Here is a 21,674-nt window from a genome sequence, read left to right as displayed (position 1 = left end):
TCTGCCCTTTAGATGGCCATCAGCTCGCGCCCGATCAACATGCGGCGGATCTCGCTGGTTCCCGCGCCGATCTCCATCAGCTTGGCATCCCGGAAGATCCGCGACACCGGGCTGTCGTTCAGGAACCCCGCGCCGCCCATCGCCTGCACCGCCTGATGCGCCTGTTTCATCGCCTCTTCCGAAGCATAAAGCACGCAGGCCGCCGCGTCCTGCCGCGTCGCCTCGCCACGGTCGCAGGCCCGCGCCACTTCATAGACATAGGCCCGCGCCGAATTCATCGCGGTGTACATGTCGGCGATCTTCCCCTGCATCAGCTGAAAGCTTCCGACGGGCCGACCGAACTGCTTGCGCTCGCGCATGTAGGGCATGACCTCGTCAAGGCATGCGGCCATGATGCCGGTGCCGATGCCCGACAACACGACGCGCTCGTAATCCAGCCCCGACATCAGCACCTTGACCCCTTCGCCCTCCTGCCCCAGCACGTTCCCGAACGGCACCTCGCAATCCTCGAACACCAGTTCGGCCGTGTTCGACCCGCGCATCCCCAGCTTGTCGAAATGCGCGCTGGTGGAAAACCCGGCCATGTCCTTCTCGACAAGGAAAGCGGTGATGCCCTTCGCGCCCGCGTCCGGATCGCTTTTGGCATACACCACCAGCACGTCCGCATCCGGGCCGTTGGTGATCCAGTACTTCGTCCCGTTCAGGCGGAAATGATCGTTGTGCTTGTCTGCGCGCAGCGCCATCGACACGACATCCGACCCGGCCCCGGCCTCGGACATCGCCAGCGCGCCGACTTTCGCGCCCGACACCAGCCCCGGCAGATAGGCCTCCTTCTGCGCCTGCGTGCCGTTCAGCCGGATCTGGTTCACGCACAGGTTGGAATGCGCCCCGTAGGACAAAGCGACCGAGGCCGAGGCCCGCGCGATTTCTTCCACCGCGACCACGTGGGCAAGATAACCCATCCCGGCCCCGCCAAACTCTTCGTCCACCGTGATGCCCAGAAGGCCCAACTCGCCCATCTCGCGCCATAGCGCGGCGGGAAAGTCATTGTCCGCGTCGATCTGCGCGGCCATCGGCTTTACCCGCTCCTGCGCCCAGCGATGCACCACCTCGCGCAGCGCATTCACGTCCTCGCCAAGGTCAAAGCGCATGGACCCGTCGAACATGGCCATTCCTCCCAAAAGCCTGCCTGTCCGGCACTGCACCACGCGGCGGCGCGCCTGTCCACCGCCGTGACTTGCCTGCCGCCGCCCTTCCCTTCCCGGCGTCGACACCGGGCCTGCTTCTTCTCTTTCCAAATACCTCGGGGGAGTCGCGAAGCGACGGGGGCAGAGCCCCCACACCGTCCCCCTCAAACCGAAAAAGCCCGGGCAAAGCTGCCCGGGCCCTTCCGTCGCGCGTGTCGCGTCGATCAGAAATCGGCGATATACACGATCTCGCGGCTGTCCGGCTGCACCAGCACGTAACGGCCGTTCAGGTTGATGTACTCATAGTCCGCGTCCGGCACCTGATAGGCGGTGACTTCGCCGGGCACCGTGGCGCCCATCACGACCTCGCCGTTCACGAACACCGGCTCCACCGGGTTCTGCTGGATGTAGGTCACGGTCTTTTCTTCCGGCGACAGGGTCGCGCCGGTCGCCGCACCGACGATCAGACCGCCAACGATGGCAGCCGGGCCGCCGATGGCCAGGGCACCCACACCGGCGCCGATCGAGCCCAGCGCCAGCGCACCTTCTTCGCGGGCGGTCTCGTCATAGGTGACGACGGTCGTTTCGGTGGCCTGCATGTTCGGGTAAACGGCCACGTACTCGCCGTCCAGTTGCGTGGCAAGGTAGTCGCCATAGGCCCAGCCCTGCTCGCCGTTGTAGGACACCTCGCACCAGTTGCTCGCTTCAAGGCAGCCCAGAACGGTGACGTCGGCTTCGGCGTCGATCACGTTGTTGATCGCGTAGTTCGGGCCGGGACCCGCACGCAGGTTCAGGTCCGTGGCGGCGGTCGCCATCGTTTGCGCAGAGGCACCGGTGGCGATCATCATCGCGGTGGCGGAAACGCCGAGAATGGCCTTGTTGAACATCAGTCTTCTCCTTCGTTTTTCACTACCCTGCCGCCCTTCGGCTCGATGGCCGTTGATCGGGAAGCGGGGGGCGGACACCTCATCCGCCCGGCTGCCCCAACAACCCGGCGACCGCGGAAAAGGTTTCGGAAAAGATTCGACAACAGGCTGAAAGTTGGCGGTTTTCCGCCGGAGCGCGTGTCAGACGGCGGCCGAAACCGACTGGAACTGACGGGTCACTTCCTGCCGGATGATGCTGGCAATCAGCGCGCAGTCTTCCCGCGAAAAGGTCAGCGGAATCCGCATATCCATGAGCCCTGCCAGAACCCTGTCCGTCGCGGGCAGATGTTGCGGTTTCGCATAACGCCAGCTGTCATATCGCGACGTGAAGGCCACCGGCTCGGCGGCGCCGAACCACTTCAGTTCCACCCCCCGTTCGGCGCACCGCGAAACCACCGCCAGAACGTCGTCGGCGGACCAGTCCCGAAGCAGGAACTGGATGGATGATCCGACCGGGGTTTCACGGTCCGGACGTTCGATGACCGTCAGGCCCGGCGTGTCCCTCAGTCCGTTCTCGATTTCGAAATAACGCTCGTTCCACCGGGCGCATTGTTCAGCCAGCCGAGGCAGCTGCGACCGCAGGATTGCCGCCCTTAGGTTGTCCATCCGCCCCGACATGTTCGGCGTCTCGTACCGCGCATCGGCGAACGCCTCGGGTCCGGGTGCGGCCAGGTGGCGGCCGAACAGCATGTAGGACCCCGACAGCATCACCGCCCGCGCCATGACGTCGGCGTCGTCGGTGATCAGAAACCCACCCTCGCCGGAATTCATGTGCTTGTAGGTCTGCGTCGAATAACACGCGGCCTTGCCGTGGCGCCCCGACGGCACCCCGTCCCACGCCGCGCCCATCGTGTGGGCACAATCCTCGATCACGGTGACCCCAGCGCCGTCGCAGATCGCCATCAGCGCGTCCATGTCGCAGATATGGCCCCGCATGTGGCTGAGCAGCAGGTAACGCGCGCCGCTTTCGGCGATCTTCGCCCGCAGGTCATCAAGGTCCAGAACCAGCCCCTCGGTCACCTCGACGAAGACCGGCACCGCACCCACATTGGCGATCGCCCCCGGCACCGGGGCCAGCGTGAAGGCGTTCGACAGCACCTTGTCGCCCGGCGCGACGCCAACCGCCCGCAAGGCGCAGGCCATCGCGTAACCGCCCGAGGTGACGGCAAGGCAGTACTTCGCGCCTGTGAAGGCGGCAAAGTCCTGTTCCAGCAGGGCGGCCTCGCCCTTTTCGTCGCCGGCAAGGTTATAGCGGTGCAACCGCCCGTGACGCATGACCTCGACCGCCGCCGCGATGCCGTCGTCGGGGATCGGTTCCTGCTGGGTGAAGCTGCCCGTGAATCTCTCGTCCATGCGGCGCACATTGCGGCGCGCCCCAGTCGGCGTCAATCGGGCGCCGGTCAGATGGCGCTATGCGCCGAGTGCATGAAGATCGCGACGAAGAACACAACCGACGCGGCGACGACGAAGACGTGCCAGATCGTGTTATGAAACCGCAGCCGGTCCCACATCAGGAAGAAGGTGCCCAGTGAATACAGCGCCCCGCCGACCACCATCAGCACGATGACCGAGGTCGGCAGTTCCGCGATCAGGTCCTGCCCGCCCACGACCACCGCCCAGCCCATCGCAAGGCAGATGCCGATGCCCAGCAGCGCCGGGCGGCGCGGCAGCACGAAATTGCAGACCGAGGCGATGACCGCCACCGCCCAGATCGCCGCAAGCAGACCCCGGCCCGCGCCGCTCATCAGCGAAAACGGCGTATAGGTGCCCGCGATCTTCATGTAGATCGCCGACTGGTCCAGCTTGAGCAGCAAGCGTTTCCAGTCCGGCCTCGGGATATGGTTATAGGCCAGCGAAGCGCCCAACATCACGATCAGCGTCGCGCCGTACAGCGAAACGCCCAGCACACTAGGCGCCGCGCCGTGCCACACGGCGGTCAGCGTGATCAGCACCGGCACCGCGCCCATCGCCAGCACCAGCGCCGCGATATGCACCACCGCATCGCTGATCAACTCGGGACGCGAATAGACCGGGCAGTCGTCGGCCATGGGACGACCCGCTATGTCCGGGACTCGTGTCATGATCCAACCCTAAACCTTGGGCGGACATATGCGAAGTAACGATCCCGCAGACACAGTGTTCGCGCCGCGGCGTCACGAAATGCCGCACACCCTTGACGCAGGGGACACCGCCCCCCTAGGTGCCGGTCACATCCTTACGAGGAATTGTAGATGTTGGAGCTTGTCACGAACCACTGATCCCTGCCGCACACGGCAAGGGGATCACGCACACGGGGGCGCGGCCGCAGGTCGTCGGCGCCCCGTATCTGCATGGTTCACGCACAGGCCAACCTATGAATATCTCTAAAATCGAACAGCGCGTGCTGCACGTGCTGGCTCAGGGCGGATTGATCCGCTTCGAACGCGCCTCCAACGGTCGCCTGACCGATGTCGACTGCTTTACGCATGACGGCTCGGTTCTTTCGGACTGCAATCTGGAGATCGTCAGGAAACTGAAGCGAAAGCGGCTGATCGAGTCGCGCAACTCCGGGCCCTACCGGATCTCGGACCGGGGCCGCCGTTCGGTGCGCGCCCAGCCCGACAACCGCACCGGATGACCGGACGCGGATGAAAACCGAATGTCCCGCCGCGCGCGGGGCATTCTACCGCATTTTTAGGAAAGGATTTTTATAACAGGAGCTTGCGGAAGACACCGCCGCCGCAACAGACCGCTAGTGCGCGTCCTTCGCGTCCTCGGCAAGGACGTACCGCTTGTCGCAATAGCCGCATTCGACCCAGCCCTTTTCCGGCGAGATCGACAACCACACGCGGGGATGGCCCAGCGCGCCTTCGCCGCCATCACAGGCAACGCGGGTGGTGTGGACGGTTTCCGTTTCGGGCGCTTCGATGGTCATGGCAGGTGCTCGTTCATCTGGCGGTTTCGCCGACAAGATACTAGCGATCGCGGGCGCTTGGGCAAGCGTCTTCACACGGGATCGGCTGATCTGACGCAGGAGACGCGCCACTTACCCCGGTGTCATGCGCCTGTGCGCGCTGGCGTCACCCCTCTTTGGCGACAGCCTCGCGCGCGGTGCGGATGATCGCGCGGTCCGCGCGTCCCTTCACCAGCCAGCTGAGCGAGAAGGCCCAGACGCCCACGGCCTCGAACCAGAACACCAGCTGGTGTTCGATCACGAAGGCGGACTGCTCGGGCGTGCCGATCTTGCGAAGACCGGCAGCGACGATGGTCGCCACCGTGGCCGCAAGGATCAGCCACGCGCAGGCGACGTAGACGGCGCGCCTGCCCGGATTGGCGGTGCGGGCGAACTTGAAATAGCACAGGTAGGCCATGCTTAGCAGGAATACCAAGGCCGCAAGATGGTGGGCCGCGTCGCATAGGACGACACCGAACAGATGCTGGGTCAGCGCCTGTGGCTCCAGCGAGGTATTCAGCGTTCCCCGGTTCGGAATGAACGCCGCCGCCAGCGCCGCGACCCCCGCCAGCGTGGTGACCAGATCGTCCGAGAAACGCTCGGTATCGTCGCGTCGGAACCCCGTGTAGCAGATCAGGAAAACCCCGATCGCCGTCAGGATGCCGACGAACACATCCCGGCTGAGCGTGTGGTAATAATCGCTGATCGACGGCTCTGCCTCGTCAAAGGCGATCCCGAGGATCAACAGTATGACGGGCAACAGCAGACCCAAGACGCCCAGCGCCCGCCTTACCCGGTAAAAGTTGTCAACGATCTCCTCGCGCGCCTCGACATAGTCCACGACCAGCCCCCATCCGGCGCCCCACGCGCCCGTCCCCAATTAGGAACGGCAGGCACGACTCCGTCAAGCCGATCAGCCACTTGGCACACTCGCACGGCGCGTAGGATGGGGTTTCACCCCATCTAACGCGACAAGGCGAGGCTACGCCTTTTCCAGCATCCGCCCCAGCCCACGCCCTGCAAGGATATGGACATGCAGGTGCGGCACTTCCTGCACCGCATCCGCACCGGCGTTCGAGATCAGGCGCCAGCCGTCCGCCTCCAGCCCGAGGTCGGCGCAGATCTTGCCCACGGTACGGACGTAATCGACGATCTCGGCATCCGACGCCTCTTGCGCGAAGTGGTCGAAGGTCACGTAGGGCCCCTTCGGGATCACCAGCACATGCGTCGGCGCCTGCGGCGCGATGTCGTGGAAGGCGAGACAGTGCTCGGTTTCCATCACGGTGTTGTTCGGGATCTCGCCCCGAAGGATCTTCGCAAAGATGTTCTGGTCGTCGTACTGGTAGCCCATAGGTCCCTCAATCTACGAAGAGATAGCCGGTTTCCGCGATCTCGCGCGCCCTGTTCTCGGGGATATCAAGAAACCGCGCAAGGGCCAGCAGGTTGTCGTCGGGCGAGCCGCTTTCGCGCAGGCGATAGACATGCTCGAACCCGGCGTCGCGGATCTGGTCGCTTTCATAGACGAAATCCGCCCGGATCGTCGGCAGCAGTTCCTCCAGCGTGTCGGGCGGCGTTCGATCACCGGCAAGGCCCACGCGCTTGGCATGGCCGACAAGGTACTCGTCCGAGAAATCGCACAGGATTTCCAGCATCTTGGTGCCCGAGCGGTCCGAGTAGAAATCGCGCATCAGGTCGATGGCGCTTGGGTCGAGGCACATCACCAGCCGGTCGCTGTCGTGGTAATCGAACAGCATCCGCATCAGCGAGCGCCGGTGCCGCGTCCGTTTCTCGACCGTCGACTGGATGCCGCCAAGGTCCGGCAGCGGGCAACTGTCTTCGTTGAACAAGTATTCGACACAGGGAATGCCGGTGACCGTGCGGATGCGGTCGAGGATGCGCTTGGCGACGTGCCATTTCTTGCACACGACGATCATCAGCTCGCGCTCGCGGCCCAGCGTCGATTCCGTTTCCCAGAACCTCGGGCTGTACCGGCGCCCCACCCTGCCCCGGCCGACCACGAAGCTGAACAGGCTGCGCCCCTCGTTCGAGATCTGGAACGTCGCCTCGTCGCTGGCATACAGCTGGCCAAGGCGTTCCTTCAGTTCCAGCGCGCCGGGGCTGATCTTGCGGGCGAACAGATAGTCCTGCGACAGCAGCAGGTCGTAGTGATCATTATAGAAGGTGACCGGCATCCCGTAGTCGGTGAACATCAGGAAGGTCAGCGTGCGGGTGCGGATTTCGGACTGCGGCACAAGGTGCGGCACCAGCGTCTGGAAGAACGTCTCGTCCGGGATCCATGTCGTGCGGAAGAACCGTATCACGTCCGGCCGCGCCTGAATGAAGTCGAGAATCCATTCGATCGTGCGCCGCCGCAGGCACCACCATTGCGAGCCGATCATCACCTGCACGTCGGACGGAACCTGCCGCGACAGGCGCAGCTTCTTCTGCACCTTGTGGCTGGCGTAGAACAGGAACTTGTTCTTCCGTTCGTTGAACCAGTGCCGATAGTGCAGCCGGTCCCCTTTCATCCCGGTCTTGATCCAGTCGCTTTCGAAGAAATCGAAACTTTCGATATAGTCGACGTCTTCGGCGTCCAGAAAAGCGTGGGCATAGGCGGCGGACTTGATCGACATGCAGTCGCCCGACAGCATGTAGAAATGCGTGGCCCGCGGGAACTTCTCGACCGCCGCCATCACCGCTTGCAACGTCGCCTCGACAAGGCTCCACTCGCCCCAGCCGCATTTCATCCGGCGCGCCGCGAAGGCGACCGAAGGGTTGTCCTTCAGCGCGGCGCGGATCGTGTCGTAATGCTCTTTCGAAGCGCGGCCGTCGAAATGGATCGAAATATAGTCGCCGCGCGCGGTCAGCCGTTCCGCCTGCGCGATCACCGACGCGGGGTCCTTGTGACACAGGAGGATGAACGCGATTTTTGCCATTTCGGAAACGGTCTGCCTGCTGCCCGGCTGTTGGCAGCCTTCATATCGTGAACACCCATTGAAAAGACAGCCCGGGTTTGCTCTTTTCTAACGCGACACGGCCAGGGTGGGCAGCGGACGATCCACCCGGCAGCAGGAGGCGGAAAATATGGGGTTTCCAGGGACCTGGATGACCGAAAGCGAAAGCATGGTCTATCGGGTCGTTCCCAAGTGCGCCTGCTCGACCATCGGGCAGATCATGTACTATTCGGACCACGGGCGGTTCTTCGACGGCGACATTCATGACTCGACCGAAGGCCTGCACAAATGGGCGCAGGACGCCAGTCAGCCGAAGATCGAGGCGAACGTGCTGAAGCACGCAAGCTATTCCTTCACCTGCGTGCGCAACCCGTACACGCGCATTCTGTCGTCGTTCTTCGACAAGATCTGCGGCATCCAGCGAAATGGCCGCCGGTATCGGGGCAACCTTGTGCCGCTGCTGATCCAGAAATACGGGATCGACGTCGGAGGCGACGACGGCAAGCAGGAATTCGATCAGATCCGAAGCTTCCGGCGGTTTCTTCTGTTCGCGCGCGACACCATCCGCTGGCGCCGTCCGATGGACCCCGACATCCACTGGTCCGCGATGTCAGGCCATGTCTCGACCTTCATCGTGAACGGCGGCACCTACGACAACATCTTCTTTACCGAGACATTCAACGAAGGGATGCAATCGGTGCTGGACGCGGTCGAGGTGGCGCATCCTGTCGATCTGGCGTCCATCCCCCGGTTCAACGAATCCGAAGGACACGGCCCAAAACGCGCGCATCCGGTCGCGGATTACTTCGACGACCTGTCGATGCACCTCGTTTATGAGATGTACAAACGCGATTTCGAGGTCTTCAAATACGATTTCGAAGATCCGTCGAACAAGATGCCCGTGGGCGAGATCGATCTGGACGAGGTTCACAAGAAGCTGGGCGACTGAGGCGATAGAAACGGGCCTGCGTGGCGACGGCTGGAGCACGGTCTTTTCGGCGCTCGATCGGGTGCAGGGGCTGTCTTGCGACGGCGCGATCTTGGCGAGCGACGCCACCATGAAAGACGGTCAGTCGCCCAGATAACCCTTTTCGCGCAGCAGTTCGATCAGCGCGGCACGGACGGCCTGCGGGCGGCTGAGTCCCGGCTCTGGATGATCCCGCGTGTATTGCGTCAGCGCCGCGAGAACGGGCGCGGACAGACGGACGGTCACTGGAAGTTCCCTTTCGTTCGGCATCTATTTTCTTTCCCTGGGCTTCGCACCGGAATTATGGCGAATGCGAGGGGCGGTTGATCGCCCCGGTCGACGGGTGGAGATATAATAAGTGAAGCAACTTGGAACAGTGCCAATTTAACGCATAGTTAATCAAATGCACGGCATAATGCGTCGGGATCAATAGGTTGCAGCCCGCCGGACAGGCTTTCCGTAGCGTCCCTTGCCAGCCTTCATTGAAAATTGTATCTCGGACATATATACAAAAAAGAAAGACCGGCAGGTAAGAGCATGATGGAATTCGCACGCAAAACGTGGCGCAACGTGATTGCGCCCACAATCCGACGTCCGGTGGACGTCCAGTTCGGCGCGCTGTGCTACCGGCGCGTCCCGGACGGGATCAGCGTGCTTCTTGTGCAAAGTTCGCGCGGACGCTGGCTGCTTCCGAAGGGCTGGCCGATCGACGGCATGGACGGCGCCGAGACCGCGATGCAGGAGGCCTGGGAAGAGGCGGGCGTGCGCGAAGCGCAGGTCGAACGCGAACCCGTCGGCAGTTATGAGACGACGAAGCGGTTCGACAATGGGCTGGAAGTGCCCTGCGTGATCCACATCTATCCGGCGGAAGTGACGCGGCTGTCCGAAGACTTCCCGGAATCCGACCGGCGCGAGGTTTTGTGGACCTCGCTGGACGATGCCATCGCGCGCGCGGACGATCCCGGTATCGCCGAGGTTCTGACAACCTTCCGCGAACGGTTCGCCTGACCACCCGGGCTTGTCATTCTCGTCCTTCCACCGTAATCCGGCGCCCCGTCATAGGCAGCTTTCCGGATGAGTCAGAACAAACCGTCCAGTGACTGGCACACGCTTGACAAGGATCTCGGGCGTATCGGCCAGCTTGAATACGCGGCGCAGCGCGTGTCGCGGCCCCTTGTCGGGGTCGGGGTCGCGCTTGCCTTCGTTCTGGTGACCGGATTCGTCGCCGCGCTGGTGATCGGCACCGGCCCTGCACAGCTGACCGTCGTCGCCGCGGCGGTGCTGGGGGCCTACATGGCGCTGAACATCGGCGCCAACGACGTTGCCAACAACATGGGCCCCGCGGTGGGCGCACGGGCGCTGTCGATGACCGGCGCCATCATCATCGCCGCCGTCTGCGAAAGCGCCGGCGCGCTGCTGGCGGGCGGCGACGTTGTGTCCACGATCTCGAAAGACATCGTGTCGCCGGAAAGCATCGCGGACACGCAGGTCTTCATCTGGGCGATGATGGCCGCGCTGCTGTCGTCGGCGCTTTGGGTGAACCTTGCCACATGGCTGGGCGCGCCGGTATCGACCACCCACGCTGTGGTGGGGGGCGTGCTGGGCGCCGGGATCGCCGCCGCCGGGTTCGGCGCGGTGAACTGGGCCACGATGAGCGCCATCGCCGCCAGCTGGGTGATTTCCCCGTTCCTCGGTGGCGTCATCGCCGCCGCCATCCTCGCCTTCATCAAGGCGAAGGTGATCTACCGGGACGACAAGATCGCCGCCGCGCAGGTCTGGGTGCCGGTGCTGATCGGGCTGATGGTCGGCACCTTCGCGACCTACCTTGCGATGAAGGGCCTGCGACGCGTCGTGTCCGTCAGCCTTGAGGTGTCGCTGCTGATCGGGGCCGGGCTGGGCCTGCTGAGCTGGCTGGCCAGCATCCCGCTGGTCCGCCGCCAATCGCGCGGGATGGAGAACCGCAACAAGTCGCTGAAGGCGCTGTTCTCGGTGCCGCTGGTGTTCTCGGCGGCGCTGCTATCCTTCGCGCACGGCGCCAACGACGTGGCGAACGCGGTGGGTCCGCTGGCCGCGATCGTGCACGCAGGATCGGTTGGCGATTCTGGCACCGTCGTCGCGATCCCGCACTGGGTCATGGTGATCGGCGCCTTCGGGATCTCGTTCGGGCTGATCCTGTTCGGACCGCGCCTGATCAAGGTGGTCGGCAGCCAGATCACCAAGCTGAACCCGATGCGCGCCTATTGCGTCGCCCTGTCGGCGGCGGTAACGGTCATCCTTGCCAGCTGGCTGGGCCTGCCGGTGTCGTCGACCCACATCGCGGTGGGCGCGGTGTTCGGCGTCGGCTTCTACCGCGAATGGTACATGGAACGCCGCCGCCCCGGGCGCACCAACCCGGACGAGGTTCGCGTCGCACGCGAGGAACGCCGCCGCCGGAAGCTGGTGCGCCGGTCGCATTTCCTAACCATCGTCGCCGCGTGGGTGATCACCGTCCCCGCCGCCGCCACGATGTCGGCCGTGGTGTTTCTGGCGCTGTCCTCGGTCTTCGGCTGAGGCCCGCGCGGCGTCAGCCCCGCCAAGCCCGCATCAACGGCCCGTCCGCACCGAACACCGGATCGGTGTCCGGCAGCGGCACGGTCGCGATCCCGGCCACCCGCGCCCGCCCCTCGCCCGCGCGGCAGGTCGAATAGCTTTCTTGCCCCTTGGGATAGGCGCCGCACACGGCGAAATCCGCGCTGGACGACAGCCGACAATGGCCGGTGCCTGCGGGCAGCACGAGCGTATCGCCGGCCACGACGCGGAACACCTCGCCCCCGGCGCCGCCCAGCATCAACTCGGCCTCGCCCGAGGCGACGCACAGGGCCTCGTGCGCGTCGGGGTGCCAGTGGTGATAGTCGAACACCGACCACACCCAGTTGCCGCCCCAGCCATTGCCGCGCTGGATCGCGTGGATCTCGTCCGGCGACAACGTCGGGTCGAGCGCCGCCTTCAGGATCACCACCGGCAGCGCCGGGTTGTTCGGGATCTGGCCGTCGTCTTCGAAATATCGAGTGATGGGGTCGGGTGTGGTGTGCATGATGTCCTCCGGGTGGTGACGTAGCACGACGCGGAGATGGGTGAAGGGTGAAGGGGGCTCCGCCCCCGGTCGCCTTCGGCGCCCTCCCCCGAGGTATTTTGAAAGAGAAGAAGCAGGCGCCGCGCGATCAGCGCAGCTTTGGCGGTTTCGCCGGGTCCATTCCGGGGGCGCCAGGCGCGAGGGTCTGGACCACTTCGGGTTCGGGCAGGTCGATGCGAAGGCCGTGGCGCGCAAGGGTCGCCGAAACCGGATCGGAGGCGGCAAAGAAGCCGACGTCGAGCGCACCGGCCTCGAGCCCCGAGAAGGTGAGCGCCTCGCCCACCGCCTGCGCCAGCGCGCCTTCGGAGCCTTCGGCGGCATCGACGAAGGCCAGCAGGTGGCCGCGCGCGCCGCCGCGATAGGTCACCGAGGCGAGGTAGGCGAAGGGCGCCAGCCCGGCGGCGCTGACCAGCTTCTGGTCGAGCGCCTGCAGCAGCAGGTCGGGCACACCCTCGGGGCGGGCGATGTCCTCGGGGTGTTCGGCGACCTCGGCGGGACGGCGGCCCAGCGTCTCGGCCAGCCAGTCCACCGCCGCGTCGGGGATCAGGATCGACGACGGCGCGACCTCGAGGTTCAGGCCCAGCCCGATCCCCTGCCCCGCCAGCATGCCGGCCAGCGCCCGGCCCGACAGCGCCGCATAGGGCGCCGTGCGGCCGACGAAATCCGCCAGCCGCTGTTCGCTGTCGAACGCCAGCACGAAGCGGCCGCCCTGCACCTCGAACAGTTCGGGTTCCACGTTGTCGCCGTCGGCGTCCTTGGCCAGCAGCAGAACCAGCTCGGCATCGGCCAGCCGTTCGTAGAACCGCAGGCGCACGGCGTCGTCGCCCGGAGCGGCGTCCATCGCGGCGTGGGCGCGGTCGATCGGCGTGTGTTCAGTCATCCAGTACCTCCGATACCCGTGCCTTCAGATCGGGCAGCAGATCCGCCTCGAACCACGGGTTCTTCTTCAGCCACCCCGTATTCCGCCACGACGGGTGCGGCAAGGGGAAGACCCGGGGCGCGTGGTCGCGCCAGCCCGCGACGGTTTCGGTGACGTTTGCACGGGTGCCCATGTGCCAGCGGTGCGCGTAGCCGCCCACCAGAAGGATCAGCCGCACCTCGCCCAGCGCCTGCATCAGCCGGGGGTGCCATGTTTCGGCGCAGATCGGGGGCGGCGGCAGGTCGCTGCCCTTGGCGTCGTAGCCGGGGAAGCAGAACGCCATCGGGATCACCGCGACGCGGGACTGGTCGTAGAACGTATCGCGCCCGATCCCCATCCAGTCGCGCAGCCGGTCGCCCGAGCGGTCGTCGAAGGGAATGCCCGACTGGTGCACGCGCAGGCCCGGCGCCTGTCCGGCCACCAGCACCTGCGCGCCGGGGCGGAACCACGCGACGGGGCGCGGCGCGTGACGGGTGGCGGTCGTGGCAAAGCGCCCGGCGCACAGCGTGCAGCCGGTGATGTCCTGCCTGAGACGGTCGAGAGGATGCGCCATTCGCCCCACATAGGCGCGGCGGGGACGCAGCGAAAGAGCAGCCCGCGCTTGCCCCCTGCACGCGCGCTGCTGCATTACGTGGGTCAGAACAACCGGAGATCGTCGTGCCCCATTTCGACCTAGCCATCACCGGCGCCGGCATTGCCGGGCTGAACGCGCTGTTCGTCGCGGCGCAGTACCTGCGAAAGGGGGCGCGCGTCGCGCTGATCGACCGGCACGACCGGCCGGGCGGCATGTGGACCGAGGCCTACGCCTATGTCCGCCTGCACCAGCCTTATGCGATCTTCACCGCGGGCGACCTGAAGTGGCGCCCGCCGCACGCCCCCGGCTATCTTGCGCGCGGGGACGAGGTGCAGGCGCATATGGCGGACTGCCTGACGCGGCTGCGCGGGCATTTCGAGCTGACCGAGTATTTCGGCCGCAGCGTCGACCGGCTGGACGAAGACGGCGACGGCGCGCGGCTGGTGCTGGACGGCGGCGAGGTGTTGACCGCCACCCGTGCGATCCACGCGCCGGGCTTCGACGTTCAGCCGGTCGCGCCGCTGGCGTTTTCCAGTGCTGCCGTCACCTCGACCACGCCCGAGCGGCTGGCGGACGAGGATGACCCGTCGCACCCGGTGGTGGTGGTCGGCGGTGGCAAGACCGGGATGGACACGGTGCAGCGGCTGGCGGCGGTCAATCCGGGGCGGACCATCTGGCTGGTCAACGGGCGCGGCACGCTGTTTCTGAACCGCACGAAGCTGTTTCCGCGCGGGGCCGCCCGCTGGTTCCGGGCGCCCTTGCAGATGACGGCGATCCGCGACTGCGCGCTGCGGTTCGACGGCACGAACGAAGACGCGGCGTTCGACTATTTCCGCCGGACCTACACGGTCTCGCCCACCGGCGGCGGCGAGCAGTTCCTGCTGGGCATCCTGTCGGAAGAGGAATGCGCGGCCTTGTCGGACGCGATCACCGAAACGATCCCCGGCTATCTCGACGACGTGGCCGACACGCCCGAGGGGCCGGTGATGCGGATGCGCGACGGCAACGCCCATCCCGTGGCGCCCGGCACGGTGTTCGTGAACTGCACCGGCCACCTGCTGAAAACCGCAGGCGAGGCCCGGCCCCTGCTGTCCGGCAACGGCGCGATCCTGACGGTGACGCCGCAGGCGCCCGTTCACTTCCTGTCGAGCCTGTCGAGCTATTTCTCCAGCCACCTGTTTTTCCTGGGCAAACTGGCCGAGACGCCGTTGTGGACGCTGGATATGCCCGAGCTGATCAAGCACGGTCGCAAGGCATGGTACCTTGCCTTGCTGAACCACGGCTTTCTGAACACGATGCTTCTGGCCGACGCGCTGCCGATCAAGGCGCTGAACCAGTGCGGGCTGGACCCCGACCGCTGGTTCCCCCTGCCCCGCAGGCTGGCGTCGGCGCTTCATGTGATGCGGCACAAGACGGCCTATGTCGCGCAGTGCAAGGCCACCCTGACCACGGTGCGCGACCGGTTCGGCGTGGATTGCGGGCCGCACCGGGACGGGACCGAAATCTCCGCTTGACTCATTTCGACAATTCTAGAAATGTCGAAATCATGAAAGCACATCGCGACACCGCCCTTTCTCCGGTCATCGCCGCCTCGACCTTCGCGGCGCTGGGGTCCGAACAGCGCCTTCTGGTGCTGAACACGCTGGTCCGTGCCGGCGCCGACGGGCTGACCATCGGCGAGTTGGGCGAGCGGACCGGCATCACCGGGTCCACCCTGACCCATCACCTGAAGATCCTGACGCAGGCCGACCTTGTCACGCAGGAACGCAAGGGCCGGTCGATCATCTGCGCCGCGCCGCGGTTCGAGGTGGTCGAGGCGCTGTCGCGTTACCTGCTGTCGGAATGCTGCGCCGATGCGGACACCTGCCACAAGGACCACGATCATGGCTGACCTTACCCAACGCCCGCCGTCCTTCCCGGCCCTGTGGAAGCGCATCGACAAGGCGTGGCTGGTCATCGCCGCGATCCCGCTGCTGCTGGCGATCTTCGACCCGTCGCAGGTCGTGCCGACGCTGACCTTCGCGGCGGGGGCCATCGGCCATACCGGTATCTTTATCGTCGTGGCGATCTCGCTGGTGGCCTACGTCAAGGCGACCGGTGCCGAGACGCTGCTGGCGAAGGCGTTCGAGGGCAGCCAGCCAAGGATGATCGTGCTTGCCGCGCTGCTGGGCGGCCTATCGCCCTTCTGTTCGTGCGAGGTGATCCCCTTCATCGCCGCCCTGCTTGCCGTCGGCGCGCCGTTGTCTGCGGTGATGGCGCTGTGGCTGGCCTCTCCGCTGATGGACCCGGCGATGTTCACCATCACATGGGGCACGCTGGGGCTGGACTTCGCGATCGCCAAGGCCGTGGCCGCCGTGTCGCTGGGCCTGCTGGGCGGCTTCGTCACGATGACCTTCGCGAAAAGCGCGGTCTTCGCGGACCCGCTGCGTGAAAAGCCGCAGGTCGGCGGTTGCTGCGGCGTGAAAAAGCCGTTTCAGGGCAAGCCGGTCTGGCGGTTCTGGCACGAGGCCGACCGCCGCGACACCTTCCGCCGCACATGGATCGACAACGCGCTGTTCCTGTTCAAATGGCTGCTGCTGGCCTACCTGTTCGAGGCGCTGATGTTGCACTACGTGCCGTCCGAGACGATCGCCCGCGTGCTGGGCGGCGAGGGTGTCGGCACGGTGCTGCTGGCTGCGCTGGTGGGCATGCCGGCCTATCTCAACGGCTATGCCGCCGTGGGGCTTCTCAGCGGCCTGCTGGATCAGGGTATGGCGCAGGGGGCGGCGATGTCCTTCGTCCTGGCCGGTGGCGTCAGCTGCATCCCCGCCGCCATCGCGGTCTGGGCGCTGGTGAAGCCGCGCGTCTTCGCCGCCTACCTTGGCATCGCATTGGTGGGCGCGGTGATCGCCGGGCTTGCTTGGGGTCTTGCCGCCGGGATGCTTGCCTGACCCAACACACCGCGCGATCACACACGGACCGCCCCGCCACGCCCCAGCGTGCCGGGGCGTTTGTATTGGTCGGACTGGCCCCGCAGTCTTATCCGCTCCTTGGGACTGTTTCTCCTGCGACGACAGATCGCGTGACAATCCGATGGATTCCCGTAGATTGACCACCCAACGTGGCCGATACACGCCATCTTGTTACCACAATCCCCGGCGCGTCCTTCCGAAGCGTTGAAATCAATCGGGCCTACCAGACATAATTGGGCCTAAATAGCTGCCTATAGCTCATCGTTAACGATGCGCGCGTTAAGCGGGACGGGGCAGGACAGCGGAACCGGAACACGGATGCTCGAATTCGAGAACGTCAGCAAATCCTTCTGGACCGGAAGGCAGCGCAAGGTGATCCTTGACCAGGCGACATTCCGGGTCGAGCTTGGGCAGTCGCTTGGCATCCTTGCGCCGAATGGCACCGGCAAGACCACCATCATCAACATGATGGCCGGGCTGGAGAAGCCGGACGAAGGGATCATTCGCCGCAACTGCCGGGTGTCGTTCCCGCTGGGCTTCATGGGCGGGGTCGTCTCGCGCCACACGGCGCGGGAAAACACCCGCTACATCGCGCGGCTCTACGGACTGGACCCCGACTATGTCGAGGCGTTCTGCCGCTGGATCTGCAACCTTGAAGAATATTTCGACATGCCCGTCGGGACGTACAGCCAAGGGATGCGGGCGCGCCTGAACTTCGCTTTGCTGCTGGCATTGGACTTCGACATCTACCTGATCGACGAAGGCATGCCGTCGACCACCGATGTGGCCTTCAACAAGCGCGCCGGCCAGATCCTGCGCGAACGCCTGAAGGATTCGACCATCGTCGTGGTCAGCCACAAGCCTCAGACGCTTGAGAAATTCTGCCGCTCCGCCGCCGTGCTGCGCGACGGCAAACTTTATATGTTCGACACCTTGGAAGAAGCACAGGCCCTTTATGACTACCAAACCCAAGGCTAGAAAATACCGCATACGCCGCAGCCCGGTCACGCCGGGTGGGCCGGGCGCCGATCCGTCGCACCCGCCGCGCCGGCTGTCGCCGGACGCCGGCGATCCGATGCCCTTCGCGGGCGACGATTCAGACGACGGCTTCGGCGAAGAACGGTTCCCGACGGCCAGCGCACCGAAGGGTATGCCCCGCACCGCGCCCGGCACCCCCGGACGCAACATGCCCCCGACGAAAGCGCCGGGCACCGACCCTGCCCTGACGGTCGAAGGTGAGCTTGCCGCGATCCGGCGCGAGGGGCTGACCGGCCGCCAACTGCGCATGGCGCGCCGCGTGGCTCAGAAACACGGGCTGGCCCCGACCAGCGACTTCGACGCCGTCCGCCTGTTGCGCAAACAGGGCGTCGACCCGTTCCAGCGGTCCAACATGCTGGAACTGGTGACCGACCACCCGCGCCCCGAACCCTCGCGCGAACTGACGGTGCCGAAAACGCAGCCCCGCCCGCAGCTTCCGTCCACCGAAGTGGCCGCCGAGGACGAGCGCGCGCGCGAAATCGTGCGGATGCAGCGCGACATCGTTCGCCGCCGCCGTCGCAAGCTGGCGCAGCTGGGCGCCCGACTGGCCTTTTTCGTGCTGCTGCCGACGATCATCGCGGGCTACTATTATTACAAGATCGCGACCCCGATGTACGCGACCCACTCGGAATTCGTGATTCAGCAGGCGCAGAACCCGGCGGCCGCCGCCTCGGGGCTGGCCGGGATGTTCTCGGGGACCACCTTCGCGACCAGCCACGATTCAATCGTCGTACAGGGCTATCTTCAGTCGATCGACGCGATGCTGCGACTGGACAACGATCTGGGCTTCCGGGCGCATTTCAGCGACGACGACGTCGACCCGCTGCAACGCCTTGAACTGGATGCCACCAAGGAAGAAGCCTACGGCGTCTACAAGAAGAACGTGAAGATCAGCTACGACCCGACCGAGGGCGTGATCAAGATGGACGTCGTCGCCGCAGAGCCGGAGATGAGCCAGATGTTCTCGGAACGGCTGATCCGCTACGCCGAGGAACAGGTCGACGCGCTGTCGCTGCGGCTTCGGTCCGACCAGATGGCGGGCGCCGAGCAAAGCTACGAGAACGCCGAAGCGGCGATGCTGGCGGCACAGCAGAAGGTGCTGGGGCTTCAGGAAAAGCTTGGCGTGCTGGACCCGATGACCGAGTCGAACTCGCTGATGACGCAGATCACCGCGCTGGAAACCCAGCTGTCGGAGAAGCGGCTTCAACTGCAGCAGCTGATGGACAACCCCAACCCGAACCAGGCCCGCGTGGACGGCGCCCGGGGCGACATCCGGCGGCTGGAAGGGCTGATCTCGGAACTTCGGTCGCAGCTGACGGTGACCACCTCGGACGGCCAGTCGCTGGCCCGGATCACCGGCGAGTTGCGGCTGGCCGAGCGCGAGTTGCAGACGCGCGAGCTGATGGTGACGCAGGCGCTGCAACAGCTGGAAACGGCCCGGATCGAGGCGAACCGCCAGACACGCTATCTGTCGATGGCGGTGGCCCCGATCGCCCCGGACGAGGCGAGCTATCCCCGCAGCTTCGAAAACACGATCCTCGCCTTCCTGATCTTCAGCGGCGTCTACCTGATGATCTCGCTGACGGCGTCGATCCTGCGCGAACAGGTCTCGAGCTAGACGCGGCACGCGCCTGCAGCTAGGTCTGTCCCGGCATCGCCTGCGGCGATCGGGGGGCTCTGCCCCCCGCCGCGCGTGCCGCGCGCCCCCCGGGATATTTCCGGACAGAAGAAGGATCTGGAGATGGCAGAACACCACGAGGTTAGCATCCGCGACGTGACGGTCGGAACCACCCGCCCGCTTACCGTGATCGCCGGCCCGTGCCAGTTGGAAAGCGCGGACCACGCCCAGATGATCGCGGGCCGCATGGCAGAGGCCTGCGCCGAAGCGGGCGCGGGCTATGTGTTCAAGGCAAGCTTCGACAAGGCGAACCGCACCTCGGTGTCGGGACGGCGCGGGCCGGGGCTGGACGAGGGGCTGAAGCTTTTGGAAGGCGTACGCAAGGCCATCGGATGCCCGGTGCTGACGGATGTACACCTGCCCGACCAGTGCGCCGCCGCCGCCCAAGCGGTGGACGTGCTGCAGATCCCCGCCTTCCTGTGCCGCCAGACCGATCTGCTGGTCGCGGCGGGCGAAACTGGCGCGGTGGTCAACGTGAAAAAAGGTCAGTTCCTTGCCCCGTGGGACATGCCGAACGTCGTCTCGAAAATCGAAAGCACTGGGAACCGCCGGATCCTTCTGACCGAGCGCGGCACCTCGTTCGGCTATAACACGCTCGTCACCGACATGCGTGCGCTGCCGCAGATGGCGGCCACGGGCTATCCGGTGGTGATGGACGCCACCCACTCGGTGCAGCAGCCCGGTGGCCTTGGCGGCGCGTCGGGCGGCCAGCGCGAATTCGCGCCGGTCATGGCGCGTGCGGCCGTGGCGCTTGGCGTTGCGGCGGTGTTCATCGAAACGCACGAAGACCCGGACTCTGCCCCGTCAGACGGGCCGAACATGATCCCGCTCGACCAAATGCCCGCGCTGATCGCGTCGCTGATGCGCTTCGACGCGCTGGCGAAGGCAGAGCCGCTGTAACCGCGCAGCCGCGTCTTTGGTCCGCAAATGTCCCGCCGGAGGCAGCCGCCACCGGCGGCTTGACCACCGTCCGCGCGGGCGCGGTCAATTCCGGATTGCGCGCCCCTTCCCCCCGGCTAATCTGGCGGCACAGATCCTTTTTACGTTCAAGGTTTCCATGCGCCGCATCATCTTTCTCGTCTGCCTTTTCCTCGCCGTCGCCCCGCACTCGCTGTCCGCCCAAGAGACACAGCCCTCTGGCACCATCGAGACAGAGAACAACGCGTCGACCGACGCGGCCATCGCGGTGCGGATCCGCGAGATTCTCGGCCAGCTTGACGGGTATGCCGATGTCACGGTTCAGGTGAACTCAGGCATCGTGACCCTGCGGGGCCGGACGCTTGACGGAGACGCGATCACGCGGCTGGACGGGCTTGTCGCGCGCGTGGCGGGCGTCGTCGCGATCGAGAACGAGGTTGTCGAATCCACCGATCTTGTCGAGCGGCTGAACCCCGCCGTGGACCGGTTCCGCAAGCGGATGGAACAGATGGTGGCCTTTCTGCCGCTGCTGGTCGTCGCGGCGATGGTGTTCCTTGTGGTCGCCTTCATCGGCTTTCTGCTGGCGCGGGGCCGCTGGCCGTGGGACCGGCTGGCGCCGAACGCGTTCATTGCCGACATCTACCGCCAGATCGTCCGGCTGGCTTTTCTGGTCGGCGCCGTCGTCATCGCCTTGGACATCCTGAACGCCACCGCTCTGTTGGGCACCATCCTGGGCGCGGCGGGGATCATCGGCCTTGCCATCGGTTTCGCCGTGCGCGACACGGTCGAGAATTTCATCGCCTCGGTGCTGCTGTCGATCCGCCAGCCGTTCCGCCCCAACGACGCGATCGAGATCAACGGCGACGAGGGCAAGGTGATCCGCCTGACCTCGCGCGCGACGATCCTGCTGAGCTGGGACGGCAACCACATCCGGATCCCCAACGCGACCGTGTTCAAAAGCCGTATCGTCAACTATTCGCGCAACAAGGAGCGGCGGATCCTGTTCCAGCTGGGGCTGGACTCCAGCTGCGACTATGCCGCGATGCGAAAGCTGGCCGAAGAGACGGTGCAGGCCCTGCCCTTCGTCCTGTCCACCCCCGCCGCATCGGTGTGGATCGAGGAGTTGGGCGACTCGGGCGTGGTCCTGACCGTCACCGGCTGGATCGATCAGAACGAAACGTCCCTGGTGCTGGCCCGCGGCGAGGCCCTGCGGCAGGTCAAGCTGGCGATCGAGGCTGCCGGCGTATCCATCGCCGACACCACCTATCGCGTTCTGCTGGACGGAGCAGCGCCTGCCGAGCGGCCCGCGACCGCGCCGTCCGCCCCCGGCACGCCCCCGCGCCAAGAGCCCCCCAAGGCCCCCGATGCCAGCACAGAGAACGTCGCGGCCGAGACAGAGCACGAGCTGGAACGCATCGTCGATGCCGAGCGCGCCGAGACCGCGCACGCCGACCTGTTGGACGACGGCGCCCGCACAGAATGACGTGTCGAAAATTTACCCTTTCAGGGCTTGCGGAG

The 21,674-nt window shown here is 65.6% G+C and carries 23 protein-coding genes; 11 read left to right on the top strand and 12 right to left on the bottom strand.

Going from position 1 to position 21,674, the window contains the following annotated elements; all coding sequences use genetic code 11:
• Positions 1-8: 8 nt before the first annotated feature.
• From P1K30_RS12825 to trhA, 4 genes are all read right to left on the bottom strand, one after another.
• A complete protein-coding gene (locus P1K30_RS12825) occupies positions 9-1,166 on the bottom strand; it encodes an acyl-CoA dehydrogenase family protein (protein WP_275633140.1) in 1,158 nt (385 codons plus the stop codon).
• Between the two features lie 245 nt (positions 1,167-1,411).
• Entirely contained in the window at positions 1,412-2,074 is a 663-nt protein-coding gene (locus P1K30_RS12820; RefSeq protein WP_275633139.1) for a DUF1236 domain-containing protein, read from the bottom strand.
• Between the two features lie 180 nt (positions 2,075-2,254).
• On the bottom strand, positions 2,255-3,466 hold the full coding sequence (locus tag P1K30_RS12815; protein ID WP_275633138.1) for a DegT/DnrJ/EryC1/StrS family aminotransferase: 1,212 nt from the start codon (positions 3,464-3,466) through the stop codon (positions 2,255-2,257).
• A 47-nt stretch (positions 3,467-3,513) separates the two neighbouring features.
• Positions 3,514-4,161 (bottom strand): PAQR family membrane homeostasis protein TrhA, encoded by a 648-nt coding sequence (trhA, locus tag P1K30_RS12810; RefSeq protein ID WP_275633137.1) that lies wholly within the window; start codon positions 4,159-4,161, stop codon positions 3,514-3,516.
• 305 nt (positions 4,162-4,466) lie between these two features.
• Between trhA and P1K30_RS12805 the strand changes: the two genes are divergently transcribed.
• The gene (locus P1K30_RS12805) at positions 4,467-4,730 is read left to right on the top strand and encodes a YjhX family toxin (protein WP_275633136.1); all 264 of its coding nucleotides are present in this window, start codon (positions 4,467-4,469) and stop codon (positions 4,728-4,730) included.
• 114 nt (positions 4,731-4,844) lie between these two features.
• Here the strand turns inward: P1K30_RS12805 and P1K30_RS12800 are convergent, their stop codons facing one another.
• From P1K30_RS12800 to P1K30_RS12785, 4 genes are all read right to left on the bottom strand, one after another.
• A complete protein-coding gene (locus tag P1K30_RS12800) occupies positions 4,845-5,027 on the bottom strand; it encodes a zinc-finger domain-containing protein (RefSeq protein ID WP_275633135.1) in 183 nt (60 codons plus the stop codon).
• 145 nt (positions 5,028-5,172) lie between these two features.
• Positions 5,173-5,925 (bottom strand): hypothetical protein, encoded by a 753-nt coding sequence (locus P1K30_RS12795; RefSeq protein ID WP_275633134.1) that lies wholly within the window; start codon positions 5,923-5,925, stop codon positions 5,173-5,175.
• A 102-nt stretch (positions 5,926-6,027) separates the two neighbouring features.
• Entirely contained in the window at positions 6,028-6,396 is a 369-nt protein-coding gene (locus tag P1K30_RS12790) for a histidine triad nucleotide-binding protein (protein ID WP_275633133.1), read from the bottom strand.
• Between the two features lie 7 nt (positions 6,397-6,403).
• On the bottom strand, positions 6,404-7,981 hold the full coding sequence (locus P1K30_RS12785) for a DUF5928 domain-containing protein (RefSeq protein ID WP_275633132.1): 1,578 nt from the start codon (positions 7,979-7,981) through the stop codon (positions 6,404-6,406).
• Positions 7,982-8,129: 148 nt separating this feature from the next.
• On the opposite strand from P1K30_RS12785, the gene P1K30_RS12780 reads away from it, so the two are divergent.
• Entirely contained in the window at positions 8,130-8,948 is an 819-nt protein-coding gene (locus P1K30_RS12780) for a sulfotransferase family protein (protein WP_275633131.1), read from the top strand.
• A gap of 120 nt (positions 8,949-9,068) precedes the next feature.
• Here P1K30_RS12780 and P1K30_RS12775 read toward each other — a convergent pair whose 3' ends face one another.
• Positions 9,069-9,236 carry a hypothetical protein gene (locus P1K30_RS12775; protein ID WP_275633130.1) on the bottom strand — a complete coding sequence of 56 codons (168 nt, stop codon included), beginning with the start codon at positions 9,234-9,236 and terminating at the stop codon, positions 9,069-9,071.
• Between the two features lie 267 nt (positions 9,237-9,503).
• Between P1K30_RS12775 and P1K30_RS12770 the strand changes: the two genes are divergently transcribed.
• On the top strand, positions 9,504-9,974 hold the full coding sequence (locus P1K30_RS12770) for an NUDIX hydrolase (protein WP_275633129.1): 471 nt from the start codon (positions 9,504-9,506) through the stop codon (positions 9,972-9,974).
• A 66-nt stretch (positions 9,975-10,040) separates the two neighbouring features.
• Entirely contained in the window at positions 10,041-11,516 is a 1,476-nt protein-coding gene (locus P1K30_RS12765; protein ID WP_275633128.1) for an inorganic phosphate transporter, read from the top strand.
• Between the two features lie 13 nt (positions 11,517-11,529).
• Here P1K30_RS12765 and P1K30_RS12760 read toward each other — a convergent pair whose 3' ends face one another.
• The 3 genes from P1K30_RS12760 to P1K30_RS12750 all read right to left on the bottom strand — a co-directional run bounded on the left by P1K30_RS12760 (position 11,530) and on the right by P1K30_RS12750 (position 13,550).
• Positions 11,530-12,039: a cupin domain-containing protein gene (locus P1K30_RS12760; RefSeq protein WP_275633127.1), complete on the bottom strand. Its 510-nt coding sequence runs from the start codon at positions 12,037-12,039 to the stop codon at positions 11,530-11,532.
• 127 nt (positions 12,040-12,166) lie between these two features.
• The gene (locus P1K30_RS12755; protein ID WP_275633126.1) at positions 12,167-12,958 is read right to left on the bottom strand and encodes an SseB family protein; all 792 of its coding nucleotides are present in this window, start codon (positions 12,956-12,958) and stop codon (positions 12,167-12,169) included.
• Positions 12,951-13,550 (bottom strand): uracil-DNA glycosylase family protein, encoded by a 600-nt coding sequence (locus tag P1K30_RS12750; RefSeq protein ID WP_275633125.1) that lies wholly within the window; start codon positions 13,548-13,550, stop codon positions 12,951-12,953. Before P1K30_RS12750 ends, P1K30_RS12755 begins: the two co-directional genes overlap by 8 nt.
• A 104-nt stretch (positions 13,551-13,654) precedes the next feature.
• Between P1K30_RS12750 and P1K30_RS12745 the strand changes: the two genes are divergently transcribed.
• From P1K30_RS12745 to P1K30_RS12715, 7 genes are all read left to right on the top strand, one after another.
• Positions 13,655-15,085, top strand: coding sequence for an FAD-dependent oxidoreductase (locus tag P1K30_RS12745; protein ID WP_275633124.1), 1,431 nt, complete (start codon positions 13,655-13,657; stop codon positions 15,083-15,085).
• 32 nt (positions 15,086-15,117) lie between these two features.
• Positions 15,118-15,462 carry an ArsR/SmtB family transcription factor gene (locus P1K30_RS12740; RefSeq protein WP_275633123.1) on the top strand — a complete coding sequence of 115 codons (345 nt, stop codon included), beginning with the start codon at positions 15,118-15,120 and terminating at the stop codon, positions 15,460-15,462.
• A complete protein-coding gene (locus P1K30_RS12735) occupies positions 15,455-16,501 on the top strand; it encodes a permease (RefSeq protein ID WP_275633122.1) in 1,047 nt (348 codons plus the stop codon). Before P1K30_RS12740 ends, P1K30_RS12735 begins: the two co-directional genes overlap by 8 nt.
• A gap of 339 nt (positions 16,502-16,840) precedes the next feature.
• Positions 16,841-17,500, top strand: coding sequence for an ABC transporter ATP-binding protein (locus tag P1K30_RS12730; protein ID WP_275633121.1), 660 nt, complete (start codon positions 16,841-16,843; stop codon positions 17,498-17,500).
• Entirely contained in the window at positions 17,478-19,178 is a 1,701-nt protein-coding gene (locus tag P1K30_RS12725) for a KpsE/RkpR family capsule polysaccharide export protein (protein ID WP_275633120.1), read from the top strand. The genes P1K30_RS12730 and P1K30_RS12725 overlap by 23 nt, the downstream gene beginning before the upstream one ends.
• Before the next feature lie 123 nt (positions 19,179-19,301).
• Positions 19,302-20,138 (top strand): 3-deoxy-8-phosphooctulonate synthase, encoded by an 837-nt coding sequence (gene kdsA, locus P1K30_RS12720; protein ID WP_275633119.1) that lies wholly within the window; start codon positions 19,302-19,304, stop codon positions 20,136-20,138.
• A gap of 157 nt (positions 20,139-20,295) precedes the next feature.
• Entirely contained in the window at positions 20,296-21,639 is a 1,344-nt protein-coding gene (locus P1K30_RS12715; protein ID WP_275633118.1) for a mechanosensitive ion channel domain-containing protein, read from the top strand.
• Positions 21,640-21,674: the final 35 nt, after the last annotated feature.

This window comes from Psychromarinibacter halotolerans, from assembly GCF_029168315.1.
Taxonomy (GTDB): domain Bacteria; phylum Pseudomonadota; class Alphaproteobacteria; order Rhodobacterales; family Rhodobacteraceae; genus Psychromarinibacter; species Psychromarinibacter halotolerans.
This window is presented reverse-complemented; position numbering and strand designations above follow the sequence as displayed.